Source organism: Ruegeria sp. CDSC081 (assembly GCF_059610485.1).
On record NZ_JBXWNS010000008.1, the window covers coordinates 161894 to 185774 of the forward strand.

General features: G+C 55.4%; 23 protein-coding genes and 1 pseudogene. 14 read left to right on the forward strand and 10 right to left on the reverse strand.

Features of this window, described 5'->3' with window-relative positions:
- Positions 1–8 precede the first annotated feature (8 nt).
- From AC2FH9_RS15795 to AC2FH9_RS15810, 4 genes are all read left to right on the forward strand, one after another.
- A complete protein-coding gene (locus AC2FH9_RS15795) occupies positions 9–836 on the forward strand; it encodes a DUF3237 domain-containing protein (RefSeq protein WP_496750682.1) in 828 nt (275 codons plus the stop codon).
- Positions 829–2877, forward strand: a complete 2049-nt coding sequence (locus tag AC2FH9_RS15800; RefSeq protein WP_496678489.1) for a hydroxysqualene dehydroxylase — start codon at positions 829–831, stop codon at positions 2875–2877. Before AC2FH9_RS15795 ends, AC2FH9_RS15800 begins: the two co-directional genes overlap by 8 nt.
- A 3-nt stretch (positions 2878–2880) precedes the next feature.
- A complete protein-coding gene (locus AC2FH9_RS15805; RefSeq protein ID WP_496868898.1) occupies positions 2881–3951 on the forward strand; it encodes a polyprenyl synthetase family protein in 1071 nt (356 codons plus the stop codon).
- 131 nt (positions 3952–4082) lie between these two features.
- Positions 4083–4547 carry a hypothetical protein gene (locus tag AC2FH9_RS15810; protein WP_281973354.1) on the forward strand — a complete coding sequence of 155 codons (465 nt, stop codon included), beginning with the start codon at positions 4083–4085 and terminating at the stop codon, positions 4545–4547.
- A gap of 511 nt (positions 4548–5058) precedes the next feature.
- Here the strand turns inward: AC2FH9_RS15810 and AC2FH9_RS15815 are convergent.
- The gene (locus AC2FH9_RS15815; protein ID WP_496697950.1) at positions 5059–5955 is read right to left on the reverse strand and encodes an alpha/beta fold hydrolase; all 897 of its coding nucleotides are present in this window, start codon (positions 5953–5955) and stop codon (positions 5059–5061) included.
- A 23-nt stretch (positions 5956–5978) separates the two neighbouring features.
- On the reverse strand, positions 5979–7229 hold the full coding sequence (locus tag AC2FH9_RS15820; protein ID WP_496697952.1) for an MFS transporter: 1251 nt from the start codon (positions 7227–7229) through the stop codon (positions 5979–5981).
- 70 nt (positions 7230–7299) lie between these two features.
- Between AC2FH9_RS15820 and AC2FH9_RS15825 the strand changes: the two genes are divergently transcribed.
- Positions 7300–7716, forward strand: coding sequence for a helix-turn-helix domain-containing protein (locus tag AC2FH9_RS15825; RefSeq protein ID WP_142638500.1), 417 nt, complete (start codon positions 7300–7302; stop codon positions 7714–7716).
- Between the two features lie 95 nt (positions 7717–7811).
- On the opposite strand, the gene AC2FH9_RS15830 is transcribed toward AC2FH9_RS15825, so the two are convergent.
- Positions 7812–8834: an alpha/beta hydrolase family protein gene (locus AC2FH9_RS15830; protein ID WP_496872172.1), complete on the reverse strand. Its 1023-nt coding sequence runs from the start codon at positions 8832–8834 to the stop codon at positions 7812–7814.
- A 137-nt stretch (positions 8835–8971) separates the two neighbouring features.
- Between AC2FH9_RS15830 and AC2FH9_RS15835 the strand changes: the two genes are divergently transcribed.
- Positions 8972–9994 (forward strand): helix-turn-helix domain-containing protein, encoded by a 1023-nt coding sequence (locus tag AC2FH9_RS15835; protein ID WP_496750688.1) that lies wholly within the window; start codon positions 8972–8974, stop codon positions 9992–9994.
- A 228-nt stretch (positions 9995–10222) separates the two neighbouring features.
- Positions 10223–10879: a helix-turn-helix domain-containing protein gene (locus tag AC2FH9_RS15840; RefSeq protein ID WP_185956716.1), complete on the forward strand. Its 657-nt coding sequence runs from the start codon at positions 10223–10225 to the stop codon at positions 10877–10879.
- On the opposite strand, the gene AC2FH9_RS15845 is transcribed toward AC2FH9_RS15840, so the two are convergent.
- Genes AC2FH9_RS15845 through AC2FH9_RS15865 form a run of 5 tightly spaced genes read right to left on the reverse strand, consistent with a single transcriptional unit; the run spans position 10857 to position 15219 of the window.
- Complete coding sequence (locus tag AC2FH9_RS15845) at positions 10857–11354, reverse strand: GNAT family N-acetyltransferase (RefSeq protein ID WP_496872174.1); 498 nt, start codon at positions 11352–11354, stop codon at positions 10857–10859. The two genes, AC2FH9_RS15840 and AC2FH9_RS15845, sit on opposite strands and share 23 nt — an antisense overlap.
- 28 nt (positions 11355–11382) lie before the next feature.
- Positions 11383–12450, reverse strand: a complete 1068-nt coding sequence (locus AC2FH9_RS15850; protein WP_496872176.1) for a heme-dependent oxidative N-demethylase family protein — start codon at positions 12448–12450, stop codon at positions 11383–11385.
- Between the two features lie 13 nt (positions 12451–12463).
- Positions 12464–13426, reverse strand: a complete 963-nt coding sequence (locus AC2FH9_RS15855; RefSeq protein ID WP_496872178.1) for a PDR/VanB family oxidoreductase — start codon at positions 13424–13426, stop codon at positions 12464–12466.
- Complete coding sequence (locus AC2FH9_RS15860) at positions 13423–14019, reverse strand: dimethylamine monooxygenase subunit DmmA family protein (protein WP_496872181.1); 597 nt, start codon at positions 14017–14019, stop codon at positions 13423–13425. Before AC2FH9_RS15860 ends, AC2FH9_RS15855 begins: the two co-directional genes overlap by 4 nt.
- 54 nt (positions 14020–14073) lie before the next feature.
- On the reverse strand, positions 14074–15219 hold the full coding sequence (locus AC2FH9_RS15865) for an aminomethyl transferase family protein (RefSeq protein WP_142638484.1): 1146 nt from the start codon (positions 15217–15219) through the stop codon (positions 14074–14076).
- A 339-nt stretch (positions 15220–15558) separates the two neighbouring features.
- Between AC2FH9_RS15865 and AC2FH9_RS15870 the strand changes: the two genes are divergently transcribed.
- The 6 genes from AC2FH9_RS15870 (at position 15559) to glnT (ending at position 21680) form a co-directional block, all read left to right on the forward strand.
- Complete coding sequence (locus AC2FH9_RS15870; protein ID WP_271951763.1) at positions 15559–16932, forward strand: ammonium transporter; 1374 nt, start codon at positions 15559–15561, stop codon at positions 16930–16932.
- An 11-nt stretch (positions 16933–16943) separates the two neighbouring features.
- Positions 16944–17159, forward strand: coding sequence for a hypothetical protein (locus AC2FH9_RS15875; protein WP_142638480.1), 216 nt, complete (start codon positions 16944–16946; stop codon positions 17157–17159).
- A gap of 148 nt (positions 17160–17307) precedes the next feature.
- A complete protein-coding gene (locus AC2FH9_RS15880) occupies positions 17308–18237 on the forward strand; it encodes a class II glutamine amidotransferase (RefSeq protein WP_142638478.1) in 930 nt (309 codons plus the stop codon).
- Between the two features lies 1 nt (position 18238).
- Positions 18239–18922 carry a protein GlxC gene (locus tag AC2FH9_RS15885; RefSeq protein ID WP_496678512.1) on the forward strand — a complete coding sequence of 228 codons (684 nt, stop codon included), beginning with the start codon at positions 18239–18241 and terminating at the stop codon, positions 18920–18922.
- A 20-nt stretch (positions 18923–18942) separates the two neighbouring features.
- Entirely contained in the window at positions 18943–20271 is a 1329-nt protein-coding gene (locus AC2FH9_RS15890) for an FMN-binding glutamate synthase family protein (protein ID WP_142638687.1), read from the forward strand.
- Between the two features lie 80 nt (positions 20272–20351).
- The gene (gene glnT, locus AC2FH9_RS15895; protein WP_142638474.1) at positions 20352–21680 is read left to right on the forward strand and encodes a type III glutamate--ammonia ligase; all 1329 of its coding nucleotides are present in this window, start codon (positions 20352–20354) and stop codon (positions 21678–21680) included.
- A 431-nt stretch (positions 21681–22111) separates the two neighbouring features.
- On the opposite strand, the gene AC2FH9_RS15900 is transcribed toward glnT, so the two are convergent.
- Positions 22112–22546, reverse strand: coding sequence for a group II truncated hemoglobin (locus AC2FH9_RS15900; protein ID WP_496872183.1), 435 nt, complete (start codon positions 22544–22546; stop codon positions 22112–22114).
- A gap of 139 nt (positions 22547–22685) precedes the next feature.
- Between AC2FH9_RS15900 and AC2FH9_RS15905 the strand changes: the two genes are divergently transcribed.
- The gene (locus AC2FH9_RS15905; RefSeq protein WP_496872185.1) at positions 22686–23531 is read left to right on the forward strand and encodes an EamA family transporter; all 846 of its coding nucleotides are present in this window, start codon (positions 22686–22688) and stop codon (positions 23529–23531) included.
- Positions 23532–23779: 248 nt separating this feature from the next.
- On the opposite strand, the pseudogene AC2FH9_RS15910 reads toward AC2FH9_RS15905, so the two are convergent.
- Positions 23780–23881, reverse strand: a pseudogene (locus AC2FH9_RS15910) (bifunctional methylenetetrahydrofolate dehydrogenase/methenyltetrahydrofolate cyclohydrolase); the annotation flags it as partial.

Genomic DNA, 23881 nt, shown 5'->3' on the forward strand with positions numbered 1-23881 from the left:
CGATGGGTATGCGGGAATTCAGCGACGGCGGGGTCACCCTGCGCTGGTCCGAGGCCGCCTTTCAAGCAGCCACCGGGGTACAGCGGGTTCTGGTTGAGGCCGGGCCTGCGATATCTCCGCATGACACGCTGCGCCTGTTCTATCGCGAAGGGGGCGGACCTGAACGGGCTGTCCGTGGGTGGCCACTGGGTCAGGATCCACAATCGGGGTTGCAACAATTTGCAGCGGCCCTGCCGGTTCCCGCTGTGGGAAAACAGATGACCTGGCGGCCGGTTCTGACCTCGGGCGGGCGCGATTATGACCCCGGAAACGCGGTCGCGCCGAAACCAGAAGATCGCGCGCCAAAACACGAGACATCCAGTCCGGTGCTGGATCATATCGCCCATTTTGAGGTGCCGTTTTCAGGCAACTTCAACCCATCGGGTGAAACTCCCGATGGCATATGGCTGCATTTTGCGATCAAAGAAGGCGGTACCGTGACCGGCCCGAAACTGAACGGAACGATCGAGCCGGTGGGCGGAGACTGGATGCGCGTGCGCCCTGATGGCGTGGGTATTCTGCATGCCAAGGCGCTGATCAATCCGACAACCGGCGGTGCCCCGGTCATGTTCGACGATACCGGGATCTGCGATTTCGGTACGGATGGCTATGCCGCCCTTGCCAAGGGCAAGCTGCCACCCAGTGCCCCGGTTCGGCTGGCACCCCGGTATCTGACCTCGAATCCGCGTTATATGTGGATCAACCGTCTGCAGGGTTTCGGGATCGGAGAGGCCAGCCTGTCCGACATCACCCTGCGATTTGACGTCTATTCCGCGAAAGGAACATCCGATGGCTGAAAAGGTGGTCATATTAGGCGGAGGCGTCGGCGGGATGAGCGCCGCGCATGAGCTGATCGAACGGGGTTTTGAAGTCGAAGTGTATGAGCGTCAGCTTATCGCCGGCGGCAAGGCACGCAGCATTCCCGTGCTTGAAGGTGAAGACGATCACGGTTCGAAAGAGGAACATATCAGAGCGCTGAAAGACTGGATCGGGATGCACGGCTATGACCTGCCACCCGGTGTCAAACGCCCCTGGTTGCCCGGTGAACATGGGTTCCGGTTCTTCCCCAACTTCTACCGGCACATCACCAATACGATGTCGCGCACGCCCTATTATGACAAAGGCACCTGCTACGACAATCTGGTTCCGACAACCCAGGTATTGGTCAGCCAGTTCGACCACCCCGGTATCATCGTACCCGAGCGGTTTCCACAATCGCTAAAAGAGGTCGCCAATGCGCTCAAGACCTTTGCCTATACAATCTCGCCGCGCAACGAAATCGACTTTGAGGATATCGAACATTTCATTGGTTGCATGTGGCGCATTGCGACCTCGTGCAAAGAGCGCCGGTTCGATGAGTATGAACGTATCGGCTGGTGGGAATTCATCGGCGCCGCGGAGCGGTCCGAAGCCTATCAGAAGTTTCTGGCAATCGGCCTGACCCGGTCACTGGTGGCGGCCAAAGCGACAACCGCAAGCACCAAGACCGTCGGCGATGTCGCCATTCAACTGCAGCTTGGGATCGCAACACCCGAGGCGACCAGCAACAGGCTGCTGAACGGGCCAACCAATCTGGTCTGGATTCAGCCTTGGCTGGAATATCTGAAAAGCCGGGGTGTGGTGTACCATTTCGATTCCAAGGTGACCGGGATTGAATGCCGAAACGGCCGAATTGCCAGCGCCACGGTTGAACAGGACGGCACGCAAAAGCAGGTCACCGGTGATTGGTTCATCAGCGCCTTGCCCATTGAACGCATTGCACCTTTGGTGACGCCGGCCATGACAAAGGTAGATCCGGGTCTGGCCAAGCTGCCATTGCTTGCCGAAGACGTGCAATGGATGAATGGCATACAGTTTTACCTGACCAAGGATGTTGAACTAGCCCATGGCCATGTGATCTTTATCGACAGCCCTTGGGCGCTGACGGCTGTTTCGCAAAAACAATTCTGGTCCCAGATAGATTTTGAAAACTGGGCCGATGGTAAGACCAAGGGATTACTCTCGGTCGATATTTCCGAATGGGACAAGCCGGGCACGAACGGAAAAACCGCGCGCGACAGCTCTCGTGAAGAAATCGCCAAAGAGGTCTGGGAACAGCTCAAACGCAGCCTGAACGTTGATGGCAACATCGTCCTCAGGGATGAAGAACTGCATTATTGGTTCCTGGATCCCGACATCGTTGAGGACCCCGATCATCCTGCCCGAGAAAGCAATGTCGAACCGCTGTTGGTAAACCGCATTAACAGCTGGCGGCTGCGGCCCGAAGCGGCGACGCTGATTCCGAACTTTATGCTTGCGTCCGACTACGTCCGGACCAACACCGACCTGGCCACCATGGAAGGCGCAAATGAGGCTGCCCGAAGAGCCGTCAATGCCATCCTACGGCGCAGTGGTTCTGAGGCGCAGCCCTGTGAAATCTGGGATCTGCATGAGCCCGACATCCTGCAACCCCTCCGGGCCTATGACTATGCCCGATATCAGGCGGGTGAGCCCTGGGATGAACGCTTTGCCATCGCTGTCGAGGCCGCTTTGCGCATGGGACAAGACGCCACCGGCACCAAACGTGGTGGGCAAGGACCGCTGGCCGCGATTGGTCCGCTGACGGCCGAATACTCCAAGCCCGGCGGAATTGTCGAAGACCCTGCGATCTCGGACGCGTTGCGCATGGTCGCGGCACCTCCTGAGCTCTATAATCTGATGGCCGCGCATCTGCCGGGCCGGGACACACCGATCCCCGGCGCGGACTTTGCCGAAGATCTGGCGATCGGCATTGTTGAGGCGACCTCACCGCCAACCGACACGTCCGGTCGCAAAGTCATCATCACACAGAAGGGCTGACAGGTGACTGTTCCCAAGGCGCAGCCGGCATCCGCGGCCACGCAAGGCTTCCTTGACCAACTGACGCGTTATGGCGATCAGGCGCGCAAGGTACTGTTGGACAAAATGCCAACGGGTGAGCCGCAAGCCTATCTCTATGGGCCTATGCGGGACTATATCGAAACCTCGGGCAAAGGGCTTAGACCTGCCCTTCTTTTGGCCACGTGTGAAGCATTCGGCGGAAAAGCCGAGGATGCCGAAATTGCTGCTGCGGTCATCGAATTGCTGCACAATGCATTTCTGGTTCATGACGATATCGAAGACCTCAGCGATTTCCGACGGGGTCGGGAATGTATGCACAAACGTCTTGGTGTGCCCTTGGCGATCAATATCGGCGACGGCATGCAATCTCTGGCGCTAAGCCTGCTGCGCCAGAACCTCGGCCCTCTGGGCCCGATGACCGGCGCGCGTGTGGTGGACGAATTTGATCACCTGCTGAAAGAGTCGATCGAGGGCCAAGCCCTTGAATTGGGATGGATAAAAGACAATCGCCTTGACCTCAGCCCGTCCGACTATCTGACCATGTGTCTGAAGAAAACCTGCTGGTACAGCTTCATTCACCCGATGCGTATAGGTGCCCTGATCGCGCGCCCGGACTATGTCGCCTCCGGGGCGCTGAATCTGGATGACTTCAACGCGTTCGGCTTTTTTCTGGGGGCCGCCTTTCAGATCCAGGATGACGTTCTGAATCTTGTGGGAAGCCAGGGTAAATACGGCAAAGAGATCGGTGGGGATATCTACGAAGGCAAACGCACGCTGATGCTGGGACGTCTTGGGGCGCAGGCGGATCGGCAGGAACAGTCCCGACTGTCAGAGTTTCTAGAAAAGCCAAGAACGGCCCGTTCGGAGCAAGAGGTCGAATGGGTATTGGCGCGGATGAACCACTATTCTTGCATTGAATATGCTCAGGCCGCAGCAAATGACCTGCTTGCGGCGGCCCGTCGGGAATTCGATGTTGTATTTGCAAATACCAACGCGGCGCCGCGCGCGTTTCTTGGTCAGTTCATGGATTATCTGGTGGCGCGTCAGGTCTAACACTCGCCCTATTTTTTTGTAGATATTCAATATCTTAAATTTCGAAATCCCGTGAATCCACCGCCGAATCCAATACGCATTCCTTTCAAGTTTGTCATTTACTAAACGCTGTAGGCTGTGCACATTGAGCTATGCCTTATTTCGAGCGAAAACCATTTGTCAGCGCTCTCCGCACGGCCACCAAGGCCGTACCGGAGCAGGAAACACTTCCGATATCTCAGATCGCACGGGGCATTCTGAATGCGGAAAACAGCACCACACAACAGCTGGACGGACCCTTTCACTGCCGCAAGCCCTGCAGGCCCGGTGAGACAGGAACCATTCTCTTGTCCTTTGCTGCACCTGCCGGAGCAGACGTTGTCGACTTGCAGTTCGAACCGGGCGACATGATCAGCCGCGACGGCAACGTGTTGCCAACCGACAAGATGAGCATCCAACCTTCCGCAGTCCGTATTCCCCCGGGACAGGCCGTCGACCTTGCCGTAAGCCTCACCATTCATGATCTGGCAGAACCCGGCCAGTATCAGGGGCGCGTATACACCAAAGGCAGCGAAAACACCGCCATCGTTGTCACCTTTGAGGTTGTGGCTGACTAAAGTGATCCTGCCCCGAAGGTAGGGTGCAGTATTGCCCGTGGTCGGAGTTTTCTATTTCGATTGCACATATGCAGAAAAATAGCTTCGAAAAATATTTCGATTTGTAATCATCTGCCTCATACGAAGCTGGCACCGGGCGAGGCTAAACATGCGCCTCATAGATAGCTTAACTATTCCTGCCATTGGGCTGTTAGGTGCCACAGCCAACGTGAACGCAGAGCAAGAACAAACAGCTTTTTAAATCGGGTGAGATGGGTCGCCTTGGCACAAAAATCGACCAAAAGATTACCGGGCAAACGATTTAAACTGTTGAGCAACATCGACGCGCGAAGCGAAACGACCAGCCAGAATTGTCCCCCGTCTCTCGCATACAGAATCGAAGGCGGTCAGGCATCGCGCTTTGCTTCAACCACCTCACGCAGCCAAAAAAATGACGATGCCCTGAACCCAAATTGCGCGCACTCGGAATTGCCGCGATTGTCCGATTTGAGAACGCGCTTCTGCTCGATACTCAACCGCTCAAATCATCTACGGCTTGGCGCACAGCAGCGATCATCTGCGGCGCCAACCCGTTGTGACCCAGTCTCTCAATCTCCTCAAATTGAAGCTTTCCAGCTTGGGCAAAGGCACGGGCAGGTTCAATCGGGCATATTAGGTCATCCTCTCCATGGATCAAACGATGTGGGAGTACGGCGATTGTATTTGGATCTCCGGGGCCGGTAGCAGGTAGGAAGAAATTATTAAGCCAGTACCAAAGGTACACGCGGGTGCGATTTATGTCGCTTTGGGTGACGGCTGCCGGAAGCCGCACAGTGCCAGGTTGCGGTCCATGAAACGCATCTTCAAGAGCCATCACACGGCGGGCTGCCTCACGTGCTTGCGCGTCATTGTCTTCCATACGGGCAAACCATGCTATGGCAGGATGGAGCTGTTCAGTCTCATCGAGAGGATCGAGAAACAGGCCGCGCGCAAGCTGCCCGGCTTCGAAACGCTTTGCCCTATCGCGCAACATCCACTGGTCCATTGAAGGACGGCAGATATGCGTGCTGCGCACGATCAATGCGCGTACCCGATCAGGATGAGCGGATGCGTAGGCCAATGCCAGTGCGCCACCCCATGAACCACCCAGCACTATCCAATCTTCATATCCCAGGGCCATCCGGATGGCCTCGGCATCGCGTAGGGTGTGCTGGGTCGTGTTTGCTGTGACCCGACCAGCTCTGCCCGACAACCCCGTTCCGCGTTGGTCAAAAAGAACTACCCGATGGCGGTCGGCGTCGAAATAGGCTGTGTGCTGCGGGTTGAGACCCGACCCTGGCCCCCCATGGAAAATGAGCGCGGGCGTATCACCATGCCCCCAAATCTGCACGTTCAAGCCGTCTATTGGGACAGGTTTAAAAGTGTTCATCGGTAGGTCTGCGACCTCCTCTATCATTGTCTCGCGACTGTCTTACTGGTGATGCTCTTCAACGAAGTTCGACGCGAAAGCCAATACGCCACGATGGCCAATACCCCGCAGATTACAAAGGTGAGCTGCATCCCGTTGGCAATCGCTTCAGCAGATGCTGCCTCGACGGTGCGGGCGCCGATCCCAAAGGAAAAGACCGTCCCCATGACAGAGGCGCCGAAAATAAGGCCCAGATTGCGCGACAAGCCAAGCAGCCCTGAAACTGTCCCCCGCTGATCTGCCCGAACCCCCACCATGATCATGGTGTTGTTGGCGGCCTGAAACAACTGGTATCCCGGTGTCAGGATGCTGATAGCGCCAATGTAGCCAATGACACCGAATGCGACTGGCAGGACCGCAAGCGCAAAGGTCCCGGTGGTCAGAGCAATGAGCCCAAGCGACAGAACACGCGCCGCCCCCCATGCATCCACAAGCCGACCCGATGGGACGCCGAGGAAGATCGATATGATTGGTCCGACCGACATGACAAGCCCCACTTTCGCCGCGCTCAGCCCAAGAGACTGCCCCAGAAAGAAGGGGCCTATCAGCAAAGTGGTCAACATCACATTTGCCACCAGAAAATTTGCTGCAAGGCCGGGGATAGCGCCGCTCTTTCGCAGTGCAGTTAGTCCGACCAGAGGTGTTATCCCAGAGGAAACACTTGCGGGCAAAAGCCGAACGGCCAAAATGGCCGTAGTCAGGCTCATCGGCACCAGGACAAAGAACACTCCTTGCCACCCGAGTTTTCCAATCAGCACCCCACCCAACGAAGGTCCCAGTGCAGTTCCGACCGCCGACATCGTGCCCAACAGGCCCATGGCTTGCCCGACACGCTCTGTTTCAAAAATATCGCGAACGAGTGCGACGGTCAGCACCATGAGGAATGCAGCGCCAATTCCCTGAAGAGACCGCGCGGCACTCAACACCTTAAGATTGGGCGCCAAGCCGCAAAACGCAGAGGCCAGCGCGAAAAGTATAAGCCCGAAGATCAGCATCTGCTGTCGTCCAAAGCGGTCCCCAAGTCGTCCAGCCAGCACAGAGAACAGCGTCAGTGTCGCGAGATATGCGATCACCACCCATTGCACTTGATGTACCGGCGCCTTCAGGTCCTGGGCGATTGCAGGCAAGGCGATATTGGCAATGCTGGTGCCCAATGAGGCCAGCAGCATGGACAGGGAGAAACACAACAAAGCGCCGGGTCTCGTTGTCTTCAATGCATTTGATTTGATGTGCACCACTATTTTCCTCTTGTCGGAATCGCTACAGAAAGCGACGTTACGAATTCAAGTCGACTTGAGGTCAAGCATGAAACTTTTGGATATAGGCGAGGTGTCGAAAAAGACCGGCACCCCAACTTCAACGCTGCGTTACTATGATGAGCTTGGCCTGATCTCGTCTGTTGCGCGGCACGGGCTTCGTCGGCAGTTCACGCCGGATGTCTTATTGCAACTTGCCCTGATCACGATGGGCAAATCTGCGGGGTTTTCACTTGAGGAAATCTCGGGGATGTTCGGCCTTGATGGAACTCCGAATATCCCCCGGCAAGAGTTTCACATTCGTGCGGATGCGCTGGATCGGCAAATCCGCGAGCTGACGGCGCTGCGCGATACCCTGCGACATGTGGCGGATTGCCCGGCGCCATCGCATTTGGAATGCCCAACATTCAGACGGCTCATCGACCTCGCCCATCACCGGGGCACGAAGAAAGCCAGTGGCAGGTAGCAGCAAGCCAACTACGAATTTTTGGTATACCGCTGAGGGGTATGGTCCGCCCGCACCATTGGATGCAATGCCGATATGTAAGTGTCCGAAATACACTAATTCAGATCGAAGTGAGCGGCCAAACTGTCAATTATCATGTCAAGAACTTGGGCGCGGTCCGTTCCCCCAGGATCAGTGCAAACAGGATCGTCCTGCTCTTCGATCAAAATCGCTTCACCGGCGGGCTTACATAATCCAAGCGCGGTGAAATGCGTTGCGGGCGCGATCGTCATCACCGCGGCCTGAGGAACCAGCGCCTCAAAATTGCTTCCCAGGGCGCTCGTGTCTGTTGCATTCAGCCTGTCGGCCCCGTCACCCAATCCAATCAGAAAAAGCGAGGCTGTCACGTCCCGCACATCCTTATGCGCAAGATCCCAAGTTAGTCCCGGATCAATGGCTGCGACGGCACTGACCCGTGGATCCTTGTAAGATGCCTCATATTTTTCCTGGTCGATTGCGGTTACATTGACGCCCTCTGCCGTCAGCTTTGCGCAAAATTGTGACCCTGCCCCTGCGGCCTCGCAATAATCGAAAAATCCGTCACGATTGCCCTGGACGCCCGCAAGCGAAAGGGCTGTCCAGCCACCATAAGAGAAACCCGTGGCGTAGATCCGTGAAGTGTCGATGAGGGGGGCGAAAACCGGGTCTTGCAGCGCGTGATCCAACGCGGTGGACATGTCCTGGGCGCGGGTCCAATGATTAAATGCGGTATCGAAATCCAAATCTAAGGTCGTGCTGCCTGGATGGTTTACTGCCACTACGATTGCACCTTGCGAGACCAACCCCGCACTAAGCCACGCCATTCGTGCATAATTGCCGCCCCATCCGTGTGAGAGAAGAACAACCGGATGTTGCCCTGGCACCGGCTTGGCGTTTTCGACTACTGCTGTTCCATAGAACACTGCATTTTCTGCAAACATAGTCTGGCGCTGACCTGCCGCAGGGAACATAACAGCCATTTGCATGTCCTGATCATGATGAGGTGCGGCAATCGTCAATTCGACGAGGCCGACATCTTGTGCAGCAATTTCCGTGCCCGCCGAAAGGGTCATGACGAGGGTAAGAAGAGGAAGTTTCATGGCGCGCCTTTTTTGTAGGGTGGCATTAGTGTCGGCCTACATTCAGACGCTGTCGGGATTTCATACGACCTGAATCCGGTTTAAGGTCGCGCAGATCAGGATTTAGGTCCTATGACAGACGAAAACGGACCCCCCTGATGCCAGTTCTACCGATCCCAATGATTACTGCCCTGCTGCTTTCGGGCTTTCTTTTACATCGCTTTCTGACCCGCAAAACCCATCCCACGCTTTTGGTCCTCATCGGATGTTGCGCAGCACAAAGTGCGGTTATCGCGCTTGTGCAATATTATGGCTTTACGGGTCTCAGGGTCGTTCAGCCCATTCTTGCGACCGTAATTGCCGCATCCGCGTGGCTGTCCTTTCGTCAGGCCTCGGTGGGTTATCTGCGCAGACAGGACTTGTATTTGCATGCGGTAGGTCCGGCCCTTGCGATAAGTTTTCTGGCAACCCGACCCGAAGCGCTGGACGTGTTGATCCCCTTTCTCTTTGCGGCATACGGTATCGCCATCGCGTTTATGCTCTTACGCGGCGAAGATAGTTTGCCCCATAGCCGCTTAGAAAACGGGCGCATGATTGTTTGGGTTTGGCGTGTTCTGGCCATCGCTTTGATCGCCTCAGCAGGCAGCGACATATTCATTGGAGTCCGCCTTGCATCCGGAGACACCGAGGTCTTGCTCTGGCTGCCAAGCCTGTTTTCCGCAATCACACTGCTCATATTAGGGGCGCTCAGCCTATCGCATGCAATCGAAAGTCAGAGCATTGGCTCTGACACGCGCGATGCGTATTCCAAGCAAGATAAAACCCGTGACACCGCTATTGTCGAAAAGCTCGACGCCTATATGGAAACACATAAGCCATATCTCGATCCCGATCTCACATTGGCCCGGTTGGCCCGAAAATTGCAGGTTCCAGAAAAGCAGCTTTCAAGCGCAATCAACAAAGGCAAAAGCGAGAATGTGTCTCGCTACATCAATAGGCATCGGATATCTCACGCTTGCACCGTAATGAAGACTGGAAAATCGGTGACCGAGGCGATGCTGGCCAGCGGGTTTAACACCAAGTCGAACTTCAACCGCGAGTTCTTAAGGGTGATCGGCGTCAATCCGCGTCGCTGGTTGAGGTCTCTTGTGAAAGTGCCCGATGAAAGGGTCAAAACCTAAGACGTTCTGGTGCACCAAGCATCCTTGCCACAGCTGCCGAACCTTGATTTAGGACATTGGCGTCAGAGCCGTCAAACAGTGAGAATCCGATCTCTATTCTGTTTTCTGTCAGCATGATTATATTACTATCAGGAAAAACTGATGCTATGGTAATCCGAATAGAATTGGGTATTGCGCCGCGCCTGCTTGCAGAACCGGTTTGGACACGTGTAGCAAGACGTTGAAAGAATGAAATTGAAAAAACGCGACAAAGAAATGGCAGCAAACCTGACGCAGGACCCACATTCCGTTCGTTCGGGTGACAGAGAGAAAGTTCTTGAAGTTGCCATCGGCCGCGAGGTTCGTGCCTTTCGCAAACAGCAGAACATAACGGTCGCAGAGCTGGCCCAGTTGACCGGCCTGTCGATTGGCATGCTGTCCAAGATCGAAAACGGAAATACGTCGCCGTCCTTGACGACTCTGCAATCGCTGGCGGATGCGCTTTCGGTTCCTTTGACAAGCTTTTTCCGACAGTTTGAAGAACGCCGCGAGGCGGTTCATACAAAAGCAGGAGAAGGCGTCGAACTGGAGCGTGAAGGAACACGTGCGAACCATCAGTATAACCTGTTGGGACATATTGGTGCCAACGGATCCGGCGTGATCGTCGAACCGTATCTGATTACCCTGACCGCTGAATCAGATGTGTTCCCAACTTTCCAACATGGCGGGATCGAAACGATTTACATGCTGGACGGTGAGGTGGATTACCGCCACGGGGACCAGATTTACCCGCTAAAACCCGGCGATACCCTGTTCTTTGATGCAGATGCTCCGCATGGGCCCGAACGGCTTGTCAGCCTGCCGGCGCGGTATATATCAGTTATCAGCTATCCGCAGACAAACTGATCGGTTTGCGCAATAAGAAATCTGTGGGTCTGTCATAGCCTTCGCGACTGCCCGTGCTTACGATCGTGAACCCCAGCCTCGAAAATACGCGATGGTTTTCAGTAAGTTCCACGCGTGTTTCCAGTTCCAGCGCAGGTAAGCCAAGCTCTGCTGCACGGCGTGCAGCATGATGCACTAACCTGCGGCCGATACCCTGACCCCGCAATCCATCCTTCACCGCAAGCTTTCCAAGGTACAAACTGTCTGGCTTGGGCGTCAGAAACATACACGCGAAAAGTGGTCGCCCAACGGCCCAGATTTCGCCGCCACCCTGACAATGCACCTGCATTCCTTCCACGTTCAGACTATGGATAGAAGACGGAGGGTCGATCCGGGCATCCATGTACTGAAATGACGCGCGAAACAGCGCAAGCACGTCATACAAAGCAAAATCGTCACTCGAGATGGGCCAAGGCGCTTCGCCCGGATCAATCATATGAGTTGAGAAATTTCGCAAGTCTCGCTTACTTAGACAAACGTGGTTCCGTTTCCAAATCCGGCCATATCCCCGGAGACGTGGGCAACCCGTCGTCAAACTGGCTGAGATAGTCCAACATCATGGGGCGGTTATCGATGAACCCTTTATAGGTTGCCAGCTCGACCGGCAGGTCCCGGATGACCCGATGCAGACGGCGGCCCCATTTGGGAACGGTCATCAGGTCCTGAAAACTACACAGGTAGCAGCGGATCGGGAATACCAGGGCGTTGGATCGCGGTAGACGGAAAAAGGTTTGCAACTCGACCCGCAGATACTGTTTGTGCGCTATGTTTTCAGGTGTCAGCGTCGTCTTCTGGATACCCCATTTGTGATAGTTCTCCGGGCTGGTATCCAGCAGCGGATTCACTGTCATAGTCCAATTCAGACGCCGTGCTGGGGCACCCTGTTGAATGTTCAGCAGGAATTTCAGGGCGCGTTGGAAAATGCCCATTTCATGGGCTTTGGGAACCGGCGCGTGCCATTCGAAAAAGTTCATTCCGATGTCAAAATCCAGACTCCAATCCGCTTGGGTCGTCACCATTCCCGCATCCATCCACAGCATCTCATCACGCTGATCCAGCACGGCGAAATCACCCTGTGCCTGACGGGTGATGTATTCCATCGGCCCGTACGGAAGCGTGGTTTCGTCCATGAAGGTAAAGCTGTGATCAATGCCCATCGGTTTGTTGACCCAGCGCCACTGGTTGCCATTGCGATGCAGTTCGAACAGATCGGGATAGTCTTCGGATTTGCTGACCATGATCAGCTCTAGCAAGTCCCAACCGGCCAAAGTCATATGCGGCAGTGACTGGCAGCGCAGCGGATCCTGATCCAATACCATGGCGCGGTCTTTCATCTCGGACACATAGTGTTCGTCGACGTCGAACCGCATCTCGTAGACCGATCCTTTGGGCCCGCCGCGATGCTGTTCCATGTTGACTGAATACATATAGCTGTCTTCGTGAAACGGAAACGGAAAGCGTTTGATCGCCCAGTCCGAGTTGTGAAACGTATAGTCATCGCGGAAGGATTCGTCGTTGAATTGAATGGTCATGTTGGGCCTCCTCTCAACGGTCCAGCACGAGGGACTTGCCCTCGAAACGCGATACACAGGGCATGATTTTCTTGCCCGCAGCCTTTTCTTCGCCGGTCAGCCAGTGATCGCGGTGAACGAAATTACCTTCATGGTCGAGCACAACGGTTTCGCACTGACCGCAGGCCCCTCCGCGGCACAGATATGGTGCGTCCACGCCTTCACGTTCGATGGCCTCCAGCAGGCTTTCGTTTTCACCCACATGAATGACCTTATCCGATGCCGCCAAGCGCACCTCGAACGGTTTACCGGGCTGAGGCGCCAGGAACTCTTCGTAGTGCACGCAATCTTCGGGCCAGCCTTCGGCGGCAGCCGTGTTTCGGACCCAGTCGATCATGCCCTTTGGACCACACACATACAGATGCGTTCCCAAGGGTTGCCCGCTGAGCAGATTTTTCAGATCAATCGCCTGGCTCTGATCGTCATAGTACAGATGGGTTTCGTTCGGATGTCTGTCTGTCAGTTGCTCAGCATAAGATGCCAAGGCAGTGTTTCGGCACGCGTAATGCAACTCCCAATGCCCGTGCAGCAGTTCCAACTGTTTGATCTGCGCCAGAAACGGGGTGATCCCGATGCCACCGGCCAGAAACAGATGCTTGCGGGCGCGCAAGTCCAGTGAAAACAAGTTGACCGGATAGCTGATGGTCATCTCGTCACCCAGCTTGACCTGGCGGTGCATGAACAGCGACCCCCCCCTGCCCTCATCATCACGTCGAACCGAAATTGTATAAGATGACTGATCAAACGGATCCGACATCAACGAATAGGGGTTAAGCCGTGTAATGGCACCATCCTGCATTTCGACCACAGTATGTGCCCCGCCCGAAAAGGTTGGTAATGGCGCGCCGTCGATACGTTCGAACCGGAACCGCGTCACCAATTCGTTCAGCGGAGTGATCTCGGTCACCTTGACCTGAATTTTCTCAGCACCGCTCATTCGTAAATCCCCTTCGACTCGGGCACATTACCATGATCCTCGGCGTCGATACGGACGCCCTGATAGGCGGCAAGACGGCGGGAGTAGTGATCGCGCACAAACAGGTTTAAGCCGCAATGTGAACAGACAAACGGGTCAATCTCGACGTCTTCGGTGATGCCCTTGCAATGCACGCATTGCATCCGACGGGCGACCGATCCGCGATGTTCGGTCTGGATCGCCGTGTGCGGCAGACCCAGAGCCATCACTTCATTCATGGCCTGCCCCATCATGCCTTCAGTGCCGGTCAGGTAGACCTGCAATCCCATATGCGCGTCCTCCAGAACCCGACGAATGCGCGGCAGAGACGCCTCGAAAGACGGGCCTTCATAGAACTGAGCAGGGTTCAATGCCCTTAGCTTTTCCGCGAAATCCGTGCCTTTCGGGATGTAGATCAGATGGGTTTTGGCCATCAGGCCAGGTGTTGCGATGTCGAGAATGGCTTCGGCCCCTTCGGCCTCGGCTATCATGAGATGATGTTCGCCCTGGCGAACCTCTAGCGTGCCCCAGACCGGGCGGCTTGCGATTGACTTGGGAAATTCGAACTTTGACATTGTGCCCCCAATAGGAAAAGGGCGCCACGGTGTGTCCGTCGCGCCCCCTGAAACTCAGCCCTTTGCGGTTCTGATCGATTTGTCCTGATCGTAGAACGGCATCTCTTCCGCAGTTGCCGTTATTTCTGTCCCATCGCCGTTGCGCACCGTCAGCTTGGTGCCGGGTGATGCACATGCGACCGGCATCCGCGCGATACCCACATTGTGACCATTGATATCAGAATACATGCCGAAGGTGACAACGCCGACTTTCTCGCCGTTTTGCAGCAGATCCGCGCCTTCATCCGCCGGGGTCGTGCCGTTCAGTTTGACGCCATAGATCTTGAACCGCTCTTTGCCTTGCGATGCATAGTGGTTCTCGGCGCCGATAAAGCCGGTTTTTCCAGGTGAGACAGTGAAATCCAGGCCCAGTTCCCACAGTGTATCGCCGCAGGTATCGCCATCGAACGGATAGGTTTCGGAATTGTCGCCGGGGTAAAACAGCAGGTAGCTTTCGGTCCGCAACAGGTCGAGCGTCGAGAACTGGACCGGGACGATGCCCATATCCTTGCCATCAGCCAGAATGCTGTCCCACAAGTGAACGGCGTGCTTAGCCTGACAGAATATCTCATACCCGCGCTCGCCGGTATAGCCGGTCCGCGAAATCATCACCGGGCAGCCATATAGCTTGGTCTGCATGATGCCGAAATAGGCCAGATCGCGAATTCCGGGGATGTGCTTAGCCAGGAAGTCTACAGCCACCGGGCCCTGCAGCGACATGTCATGCATGTCATCATCGAAGATGACCGAACAATTCTTACCCGCCGCCACGGATGTCAGCTGCTCCATTCCGGTGCCTGTGCCATGCACCACCAGCCACGTGTTCACCGACAGGCGATAGATGATGCAATCATCAACAAACTTGCCTTCGGCATTCAGGATTGAGGCATAGGTAGACCGCCCCGGCATGATCTTTTCGACGTTCCGCGTGGTGACACGATCAATGACATAGGCGGCATCCTCACCAACCACGTGAACCTTTTTCAAACCGGAAACATCCATAAGACCAGCTTTGGTCCGAATTGCTTCGTAGTCAGCTTTGGCGCGTTCAGGGCTTTGGTCATAGAACCAAGCAGTCCCCATCCCGTTCCAGTCTTCAAGCTCGCCGCCGATCTGGGCGTGGCGTTGCGCAAGGGCCGACGTCCTCCAAAGAATGGCCATGGTTCGGTTCTCCCGTTGATCGTTTTTGTTGCCCATATTGAGGCCGATGTTGGGTTGAAAATCAACACTTGTGTGCAGAATTTTTTCCTGTTGGGAATATTTGCCTGCAATTTTTGCACCCTAAGAACATCCGGGAATATTGATATTTCTTTTCTTTATCTGTGGCTTAGTGCGTTTTTTGACGTGTGAGGACATACATCAAGCACAGACCTTAAAGATGTTTGCCCCACATATCTATTGACAGGTCGCCAATGAGATTGTCCCCTTAGTATACAATTATTCCCAGCAGGAAATGCTTCGCAGAAAGACCTCCTGCTGCAACAACAGGGAGACTACGAAGTGGATGGCAATCTAAATGCACTTACGACGGTCTTTACCGAGTTTTATTACTGGGTAACGGTCGTCTTCATGTTCCTCATCCATGTGGGCTTTTGCATGTACGAAGTCGGCGCCAGCCGGGCCCGTAACCATATGCACACATTGATGAAAAACATCATGATCATCCCGCTGGTGACGGTCACGTTCTTCTTCTTTGGATGGTGGATCTACTGGGCGTTCCCGAACTTTCCGTTCTGGGGCGGTCTCGACACCGAAGCAGGTGCCGCAAATCTACCGTGGGCGAACACAATGGCAACCAATTTGGACGACAGAATCACGGGTGTCTTCTGGGCCGCGTTCCTTCTGTTCTCGTGGACAGCTGCCTCGATCGTTTCTGGTTCAGTGATCGAACGGATCAGGTCCTCGGCTTTGTGGGTCCATGCAGTCATGATCGGGTCCGTCTGGTGGATCATCGACGCTGCTTGGGGCTGGCACTATGGTGGCTGGATGGTGCGTATCTTGGGGTATCACGATGCTTATGCGTCAGGCGTTATCCATGCAATCGCAGGTGGTTACGCACTTGGTGTGATCATGGTACTGGGTCCACGACTTGGCAAGTTTGCCAAGGATGGAACGCCGCGGGATATTCCTCCGCATAATCCATGGTTGCTGACCATCGGTATTTTCCTGATCTATACCGGGTTCTGGGGTTTCTATGCGGCATGCAACGTGCCTGTGATCTCGCCCGAGGTTATCGACGGTCAGATCGTTGGCGCCACCTGGACTGCAACCAACATCTATCTGGCCCCGACCACGCTGTCGGCGATTACCTTTAACTTCCTGATGTCGCTGTCGGGTGGGTTGATGGCAGCCTATGTCGTCTCGAAGGGAGATGCCTTCTGGACCTTCTCGGGCGGTCTGGCCGGTATCATCACCGCGTCTGCTGGAAACGATTTGTATCACCCGATCCAAGCGATGATCATTGCCGCAATCGGCGTCGTGATCGTCTATAATCTGCACTACTGGGTAGAGCGTCGGTTCAAGCTGGATGATGCTGTCGGTGCTGTAGCCGTGCATGGCTATGCAGGTGTCGTCGGGCTGGTCATCGCGGGCTTTGTCCTGTGGGGCGTGCCTTCGTCACCATATGAAGGTTATGCAACCATCAACCCGATCGGTCAGATCACGGGTGCCGTCATCATGTTCTTTGTCCTTGGGTTCCTGCCAGGCTGGGCTCTGGCGAAAATGCAATCCGCTGCCGGCGTACTGCGCATCCCGGAAGAAGTTGAACTTCAGGGTCTCGATTACGCTGAACACCATGCCTATGAGGACGCCAAAGCTGCCATTATCGAAGCCGATAAAGAAGAACTGGCCGCCCGTGGCGTAGCAGCGAAATGAGGGAGTAAGATATGTCTACGAATGGTTATACAAACTGGGCCGTGGATCTGGCCGAAGTCGGGCCGGTCTATCCCTTCCAAGGTTACGAAGTTCTAATGGTCATCATTGGTGTCGTCTTCTGGGTTGGCTGGCATCGCATCCAATTCGTCCGCGAAGCTGAGCACCTGGAAAAGGCGCGCCACACCGGTGACGAAGAAAAGGTGAAAGCACAGTTGGAGCGATATTGATCCAGTCTTAAATGCTTGCAATGGGCGCGAAAAACACAGGTCGCGCCCATTGCCTCTTAGGAAAAAAACTTTCCTATGATTATTGATGTCCCACTGATTTGTTGGTACCGTCGAATCATAATGAAACACATAAGGAGATCTGCCAGCCATGTGCGGAATTGTTGGATTATTCCTCAAAGACCAGTCTCTTGCGCCCCAACTGGGCAATATGCTGACAGACATGCTGATCACGATGACAGATCGTGGCCCCGATAGTGCCGGTATTGCAATCTACGGCTCTGAGTCCGATGGCAAAACCAAGATTACAGTTCAGTCCCCCAACCCCGAAACGGACTTTGTCGACTTGGCTGATGAGCTAGGCAAAAGTCTTGGCGTGACGGTTGGTCAGGCAGACAATGATACACATGCCGTCTTGGAAATTCCCGCCCGTCAGTTCGAAGCCGCGCGCGCCGCGCTGGCTGAAATCCGGCCGACGGTTCGTATCATGAGTCGTGGCGAAAGCCTCGAAATCTACAAGGAAGTTGGCCTGCCCAAGGATGTTGCAGACCGCTTCAGCCTCAGCGGCATGAGCGGCACTCATGGCATTGGACACACACGCATGGCGACGGAATCCGCCGTGACAACAATGGGCGCACATCCGTTCAACACGGGGTCCGATCAATGTCTGGTTCACAACGGGTCGCTGTCCAACCACAACTCGTTGCGCCGCAAGTTGCGCCGCGAAGGCGTTACCATCCAGACAGAGAACGACACCGAAGTTGGTGCCGCATACCTGACCTGGAAAATGATGAATGGCGCCACTTTAGGTGAAGCTCTGGAATCCAGCATTGATGATCTGGACGGGTTTTTCACCTTTGTAGTAGGGACCAAAGACGGGTTTGGCGTCGTACGTGACCCAATCGCTTGCAAGCCTGCAGTGATGGCAGAAACGGATCAATATGTTGCCTTTGGCAGCGAATACCGCGCCTTGGTGAACCTGCCAGGAATCGAAGACGCCCGAGTTTGGGAACCTGAACCGGCCACCGTATATTTCTGGTCGCACAACGACAGTCCAACAACCCACGAAAAGGCCGCCTGAAATGCAGACCTATGATTTAGAGGCAGACGGACTGCGTGGATTGAACTCGTCCCTGCAGGCGCAAAACGCCGAGACCAACCAAACCAGCTGGGAAATTGTAAATCCAAAAGGCAGCCATGCGATTGCTGTCGGACTGGACGCGCCGATCGAAGTGACGGTCAAGGGGTCTACCGGGTACTATTGTGCCGGCATGAACCAACAGGCGACCATCAAGGTTCACGGCTCAGTTGGTCCGGGTGTGGCTGAGAATATGATGTCCGGCCAGGTCATCGTCGATGGCGACGCCAGCCAGTATGCCGGGGCCACAGGCCATGGTGGGTTGCTGGTCATCAAGGGCAACGCAAGCTCGCGCTGCGGTATTTCGATGAAAGGTATCGACATCGTGGTGCATGGCAATATCGGCCACATGTCCGCCTTCATGGCACAGGCAGGAAATCTGGTCGTCTGCGGAGATGCGGGCGATGCGCTGGGGGATTCACTCTACGAGGCACGGCTGTTCGTGCGTGGTTCGGTCAAAAGCCTCGGTGCTGATTGCATCGAGAAAGAAATGCGCCCTGAGCATCTGGATATTCTGAGGGATCTGCTGGACCGCGCTGGCAGCGACGCCAAGCCGGAAGAGTTCAAACGCTATGGCTCGGCTCGTCAGCTTTACAATTTCGACATCGACAATTCCGCAGCTTACTGAGGAAGAAGGGTATGAAAGATATGGACGATCAGATCCCCCGCACCCTGCCGATTCAGTCGGCGACATTTACCAATCCGATCAATGCTGAGATCCGTCGCGCCGCTGCGACAGGTATCTATGACATTCGTGGCGGTGGCGCCAAACGGAAAGTTCCTCATTTCGACGATCTACTCTTTCTGGGTGCGTCGGTGTCGCGCTATCCGTTGGAAGGCTATCGGGAACGCTGTGATACCTCAGTTACGCTGGGCACACGCTTTGCCAAGAAACCGATCGAACTGGACATTCCAATCACCATCGCTGGCATGAGCTTTGGGGCTCTGTCCGGGCCAGCGAAAGAAGCCTTGGGCCGCGGCGCATCTGCTGCGGGCACGTCAACAACCACCGGTGATGGCGGCATGACACCCGAGGAACGTGGCCACTCAACCAAGCTGGTGTATCAATACCTGCCCTCACGCTATGGTATGAATCCCAACGATCTGCGTAAGGCTGATGCGATTGAGATTGTGGTTGGCCAAGGCGCCAAACCCGGCGGGGGCGGTATGTTGTTAGGTCAAAAGATCAGTGACCGTGTGGCCGAGATGCGGACCCTGCCCAAAGGCATTGACCAACGGTCCGCTTGCCGCCATCCAGACTGGACAGGGCCGGACGACCTTGAGATCAAGATCCTCGAACTTCGGGAAATCACTGATTGGCAAGTGCCTATCTATGTGAAAGTTGGCGCCACGCGCCCCTACTACGACACTGCATTGGCAGTGAAAGCCGGGGCGGACGTTGTCGTCATGGATGGCATGCAGGGCGGCACCGCTGCGACGCAAGACGTATTCATTGAGCATGTCGGGTTGCCAACACTGTCATGCATCCGCCCTGCCGTTCAGGCATTGCAGGATCTGGGCGTACATCGTGAGGTTCAGTTGGTCATTTCGGGCGGCATTCGCACCGGGGCCGATGTGGCCAAGGCATTGGCACTGGGTGCAGATGCAGTTGCCATTGGCACGGCTGCTCTGGTGGCCCTTGGGGACAACGATCCCAAATGGGAATCCGAATACCAGAAGCTGGGCACAACCACTGGCGCTTATGACGATTGGCACGAAGGTCAGGACCCGGCAGGGATCACCACGCAAGACCCTGACCTGGCTGCGCGTCTTGACCCGGTTGCTGCGGGTCGCAGGCTGCGCAACTATTTGAAGGTGATGGCGCTTGAGGCCCAAACCATCGCGCGTGCATGTGGCCACAATCACCTGCACAATCTGGAACCTGAAGACCTGTGTGCCCTGACAATGGAGGCGGCCGCCATGGCGCGAGTCCCCTTGGCGGGCACCAGTTGGTACCCGGGCAAGGAAGGGTTCTGAACCGATGCTGCGCGGCTCCCTGATGGGGGCCGCGTTTTTGCTTTGAAAAACTAGAATTCAACAGGGAAAGGAAAGCAATCGTGACGACAGATCTCGCAGCTTTCGCAAAAGAAAAAGGCGTCAAATACTTCATGATCTCGTTCACCGACCTGTTCGGTGGACAACGGGCCAAGCTTGTGCCAGCGCAGGCGATTGCCGACATGCAGCAAGATGGTGCAGGTTTTGCCGGGTTCGCCACCTGGCTGGATATGACACCGGCTCATCCTGACATGCTGGCAGTTCCAGACCCCTCATCGGTCATTCAGCTGCCCTGGAAGCCCGAAGTGGCTTGGGTTGCTGGCAACTGCGTTATGGAAGGCAGCGATGTCGCGCAAGCCCCTCGTAACGTATTGCGCCGCCTGATCGACGAAGCTGCAAGCGAAGGCATGCATGTCAAAACCGGTATCGAAGCCGAGTTCTTCCTGATGACGCCGGACGGAGAGCAGATTAGCGATCCTTTCGATACAGCTGAAAAGCCTTGCTATGACCAACAGGCCGTGATGCGCCGGTATGATGTCGTGCGTGAAATCTGTGACTACATGCTGGAACTGGGCTGGGGACCTTATCAGAACGACCACGAGGACGCCAACGGCCAGTTCGAGATGAATTGGGAATTTGACGACGTTCTGCGCACTGCTGACAAACACTCTTTCTTCAAGTTCATGACCAAATCGGTTGCTGAAAAACATGGGCTGCGTGCGACATTCATGCCGAAACCCGTGGAAGGCCTGACCGGTAATGGCTGTCATGCGCATATCTCGGTCTGGGATGCGCCAGGCGATGCGGCCAAGACCAACGTGTTTGCAGGCGAGGGCGACGGCCCGACCGGTGAAGTTGGTCTGGGAGAGCGTGGCAAGCACTTCCTCGGTGGCATCATGAAGCACGCGTCAGCACTGGCCGCGATCACCAACCCCACGGTGAACAGCTACAAACGCATCAACGCGCCGCGGACGATGTCGGGTGCAACATGGGCGCCCAACACCGTGACATGGACGGGCAACAACCGGACTCACATGGTGCGTGTGCCCGGCCCCGGGCGGTTTGAATTGCGTCTGCCGGACGGAGCAACCAACCCCTACCTGCTTCAGGCCGTGATCATTGCGGCTGGACTGTCAGGTATCCGATCCAAAGCAGACCCTGGCAAGCGCTGGGATATCGATATGTATGCCGAAGGCCATAAAGTGCGCGGAGCACCAAAGCTGCCGTTGAACATGCTTGATGCACTGCGCGAATACGACAAAGACAAAGACCTGAAGGGCATGATGGGCGCCGAATTCTCGTCTGCTTTCCTGAAGATGAAGCATCAGGAGTGGAATTCCTTCGTGTCGCATTTCTCGCGCTGGGAAAAGGAAAACACGCTGGATATCTGATCCGGTAAAACTGGAAGACATCGAGGTTGCGGCCTGTACCGCGGCCTTGTTGTTCGTTAACCAACAACGATCACGCCGGGATGTTTTTCAGTCAACACGCGCCGGGCGAAGATCGAGGCGCGTCTTTTACACACATATCGTCAAACGGGGATTCCGTTGAAATTGTGCGCCTTTAAGACGGGAACCCAATCCCCGCATTGCACAGCTGCTTTGGGCAGCCCCTTGGTTGTCTGGGAAATCTGAACCATCCCTGGCTTGCGGCCGAAAAGCAGTCAATCAGGGCATGGGCTAAGGGTGCTGTGCAAAAGATGACACCTAAACGACGATATCGCGATCGAGCAAATCTTTATGACGTTCAACACTTGAGACCAGCTTCATCTAATCTGAACGGTCGGTTGTTTGACGACTGATTTCGAGGCCCTGCAAATAGCCTATTCTGGGACTTCTTGTCCTTTTTCCCTATCCACCTCGATGCGCCAGTCGGGAACGTCGTTAACAAGCATCAATGCCGCACGTCGCAGGGAGGTTCGCATCTTATCCACCGCCGGGCCGCGCAGTTCACAATCTTCCAAAGCGGCGTCAAAGGTTTCCAGCCAAAGCTCTGCATCGGCCTCGCGAATAGGCACATGGGCATGTATTTCCCGTAAATCCATGTGGCCAAATCGTTCCCGGTAATAAGCTCTCCCGCCCAAAAAACCGCTGAGGAACTCGAACTGCGCTTGCCTTGTATGGTTCAATCCGTGACCCCGAAAATGCAGCCGGTGCAAGGAATACACAGCCGGATCGGCCTCCATTCGATCATAAAATTGTTCGACAAGCGCGCGCAGGCTCTCTTCGCCTCCAAGTTGATCCAAAGCCGAGGACATGGTGGATTCTCCGGGTCTCCATTGCCTAAATTATTGCATAACAGGAATATTAGTTTATCAACAGTGACATCTTGGCGCTGTTGATATCTGGGACCAAACACATGCCAATATGGTCGACACTACAACAATCTTCCCTTACATGAGCGCCCTTGCACTCGGGTTGCTAGCTGCGTTGTGCTGGGGCATTCATGATCTCTCGGTCCGCTATATCAGCCAGTCCGTCAGCGTGGTCGCCTCGCTTATGTTTGTTTTGCTCTTTGGTGCCGTCCTGCAGATCGGGATGGTTGCAGCCTGGGGCGACATCAACTCCATATCGGGCAACGCGATGGCTTATGCGATTGCAGCAGGTTTTTTTTACCTCTTGGCCGGGCTAAGCATGTACGAGGCTTTTCATCGAGGGCCCGTGCGATTGGTTGCGCCGCTAGTTGCCAGCTATCCGGTCTTGTCCGTCACCGTCGCAATTTGGCGCGGCTCGATGGTCAGTGCGTGGCACTGGTTGGCCGTAATTGCAATCGGCCTCGGAGTATCCATCGTCGCAGCCCGCTCAGACAAAACCGAGACAACCTACCCTGCCCGTGGCCTAACCATTGTCTTGTCTTTGCTCGCCGCAACCGGGTTCGCCGCAGCATTTGCCCTGGGGCAATACGCGGCAGAGATCAGCAACGAATACACCGTGTCTCTAATCGGTCGACTCACGGCAATTCTGGTTCTGGCAGCGATAGCTTTTGCGTCTCGCAAGTCGATTTGGCCCGGCACAAAAGCACTGCCCCTTTTGTGCTTAATGGGTTTACTGGATGCCGTCGCAATTCTCAGTGTGGTCGCGGCTGGTAGGTTGCCCAATGCCCAATATGCATCCGTCGCGGCTTCGGTTTTTGGATTACTGACCGTTGTCCTTGCCTGGGCAATCTTGAAAGAGCGTATGTCACCAAGCCAGTGGCTTGGTTGTGTCGTCGCGTTTGCCGGAATCGGCTATCTCGCGCTCTGAGGACGGCCTTGCGAATTGACGTGCCTGATGGGCTGCAGCCGGGCTGTTTCGCAGGCACTCAATCTCGCCTGAGCGTGGCGGTCCGGATTCACACAACGCTCGTAGTAGGGGGATCGGAGGGAATTGGGAGGCGACACGCCAATGGATACGATCACCATGCACAAGTTACGACCTAAAAGGTCGCCAATACCTACCTAAATCAGAACGGAAAAAAGAACAGCCGCAGTTTGAACAGCGGCGGCCTCGTTTTAAGCCGTCAGGCCTTCTGGTTCGGGGAGTTTGTTTGCGCGGCATGCGGCGGTCAGGGTGTTGGCCAGCAGGCATGCGATTGTCATGGGGCCGACGCCACC

Coding starts and splice junctions, on each gene's coding strand:
- AC2FH9_RS15855 (WP_496872178.1), bottom strand. CDS start 13,426: ATGAGCGGTGCTGAGAAAATTCAGGTCAAGGTGACCGAGATCACTCCG.
- AC2FH9_RS15865 (WP_142638484.1), bottom strand. CDS start 15,219: ATGGCCATTCTTTGGAGGACGTCGGCCCTTGCGCAACGCCACGCCCAG.
- AC2FH9_RS15905 (WP_496872185.1), top strand. CDS start 22,686: ATGAGCGCCCTTGCACTCGGGTTGCTAGCTGCGTTGTGCTGGGGCATT.
- AC2FH9_RS15850 (WP_496872176.1), bottom strand. CDS start 12,450: ATGACCATTCAATTCAACGACGAATCCTTCCGCGATGACTATACGTTT.
- AC2FH9_RS15795 (WP_496750682.1), top strand. CDS start 9: ATGCGGGAATTCAGCGACGGCGGGGTCACCCTGCGCTGGTCCGAGGCC.
- AC2FH9_RS15830 (WP_496872172.1), bottom strand. CDS start 8,834: ATGAAACTTCCTCTTCTTACCCTCGTCATGACCCTTTCGGCGGGCACG.
- AC2FH9_RS15815 (WP_496697950.1), bottom strand. CDS start 5,955: ATGAACACTTTTAAACCTGTCCCAATAGACGGCTTGAACGTGCAGATT.
- AC2FH9_RS15890 (WP_142638687.1), top strand. CDS start 18,943: ATGGACGATCAGATCCCCCGCACCCTGCCGATTCAGTCGGCGACATTT.
- AC2FH9_RS15835 (WP_496750688.1), top strand. CDS start 8,972: ATGCCAGTTCTACCGATCCCAATGATTACTGCCCTGCTGCTTTCGGGC.
- AC2FH9_RS15860 (WP_496872181.1), bottom strand. CDS start 14,019: ATGTCAAAGTTCGAATTTCCCAAGTCAATCGCAAGCCGCCCGGTCTGG.
- AC2FH9_RS15885 (WP_496678512.1), top strand. CDS start 18,239: ATGCAGACCTATGATTTAGAGGCAGACGGACTGCGTGGATTGAACTCG.
- AC2FH9_RS15845 (WP_496872174.1), bottom strand. CDS start 11,354: ATGATTGATCCGGGCGAAGCGCCTTGGCCCATCTCGAGTGACGATTTT.
- AC2FH9_RS15800 (WP_496678489.1), top strand. CDS start 829: ATGGCTGAAAAGGTGGTCATATTAGGCGGAGGCGTCGGCGGGATGAGC.
- AC2FH9_RS15900 (WP_496872183.1), bottom strand. CDS start 22,546: ATGTCCTCGGCTTTGGATCAACTTGGAGGCGAAGAGAGCCTGCGCGCG.
- AC2FH9_RS15810 (WP_281973354.1), top strand. CDS start 4,083: ATGCCTTATTTCGAGCGAAAACCATTTGTCAGCGCTCTCCGCACGGCC.
- AC2FH9_RS15825 (WP_142638500.1), top strand. CDS start 7,300: ATGAAACTTTTGGATATAGGCGAGGTGTCGAAAAAGACCGGCACCCCA.
- AC2FH9_RS15880 (WP_142638478.1), top strand. CDS start 17,308: ATGTGCGGAATTGTTGGATTATTCCTCAAAGACCAGTCTCTTGCGCCC.
- AC2FH9_RS15875 (WP_142638480.1), top strand. CDS start 16,944: ATGTCTACGAATGGTTATACAAACTGGGCCGTGGATCTGGCCGAAGTC.
- AC2FH9_RS15840 (WP_185956716.1), top strand. CDS start 10,223: ATGAAATTGAAAAAACGCGACAAAGAAATGGCAGCAAACCTGACGCAG.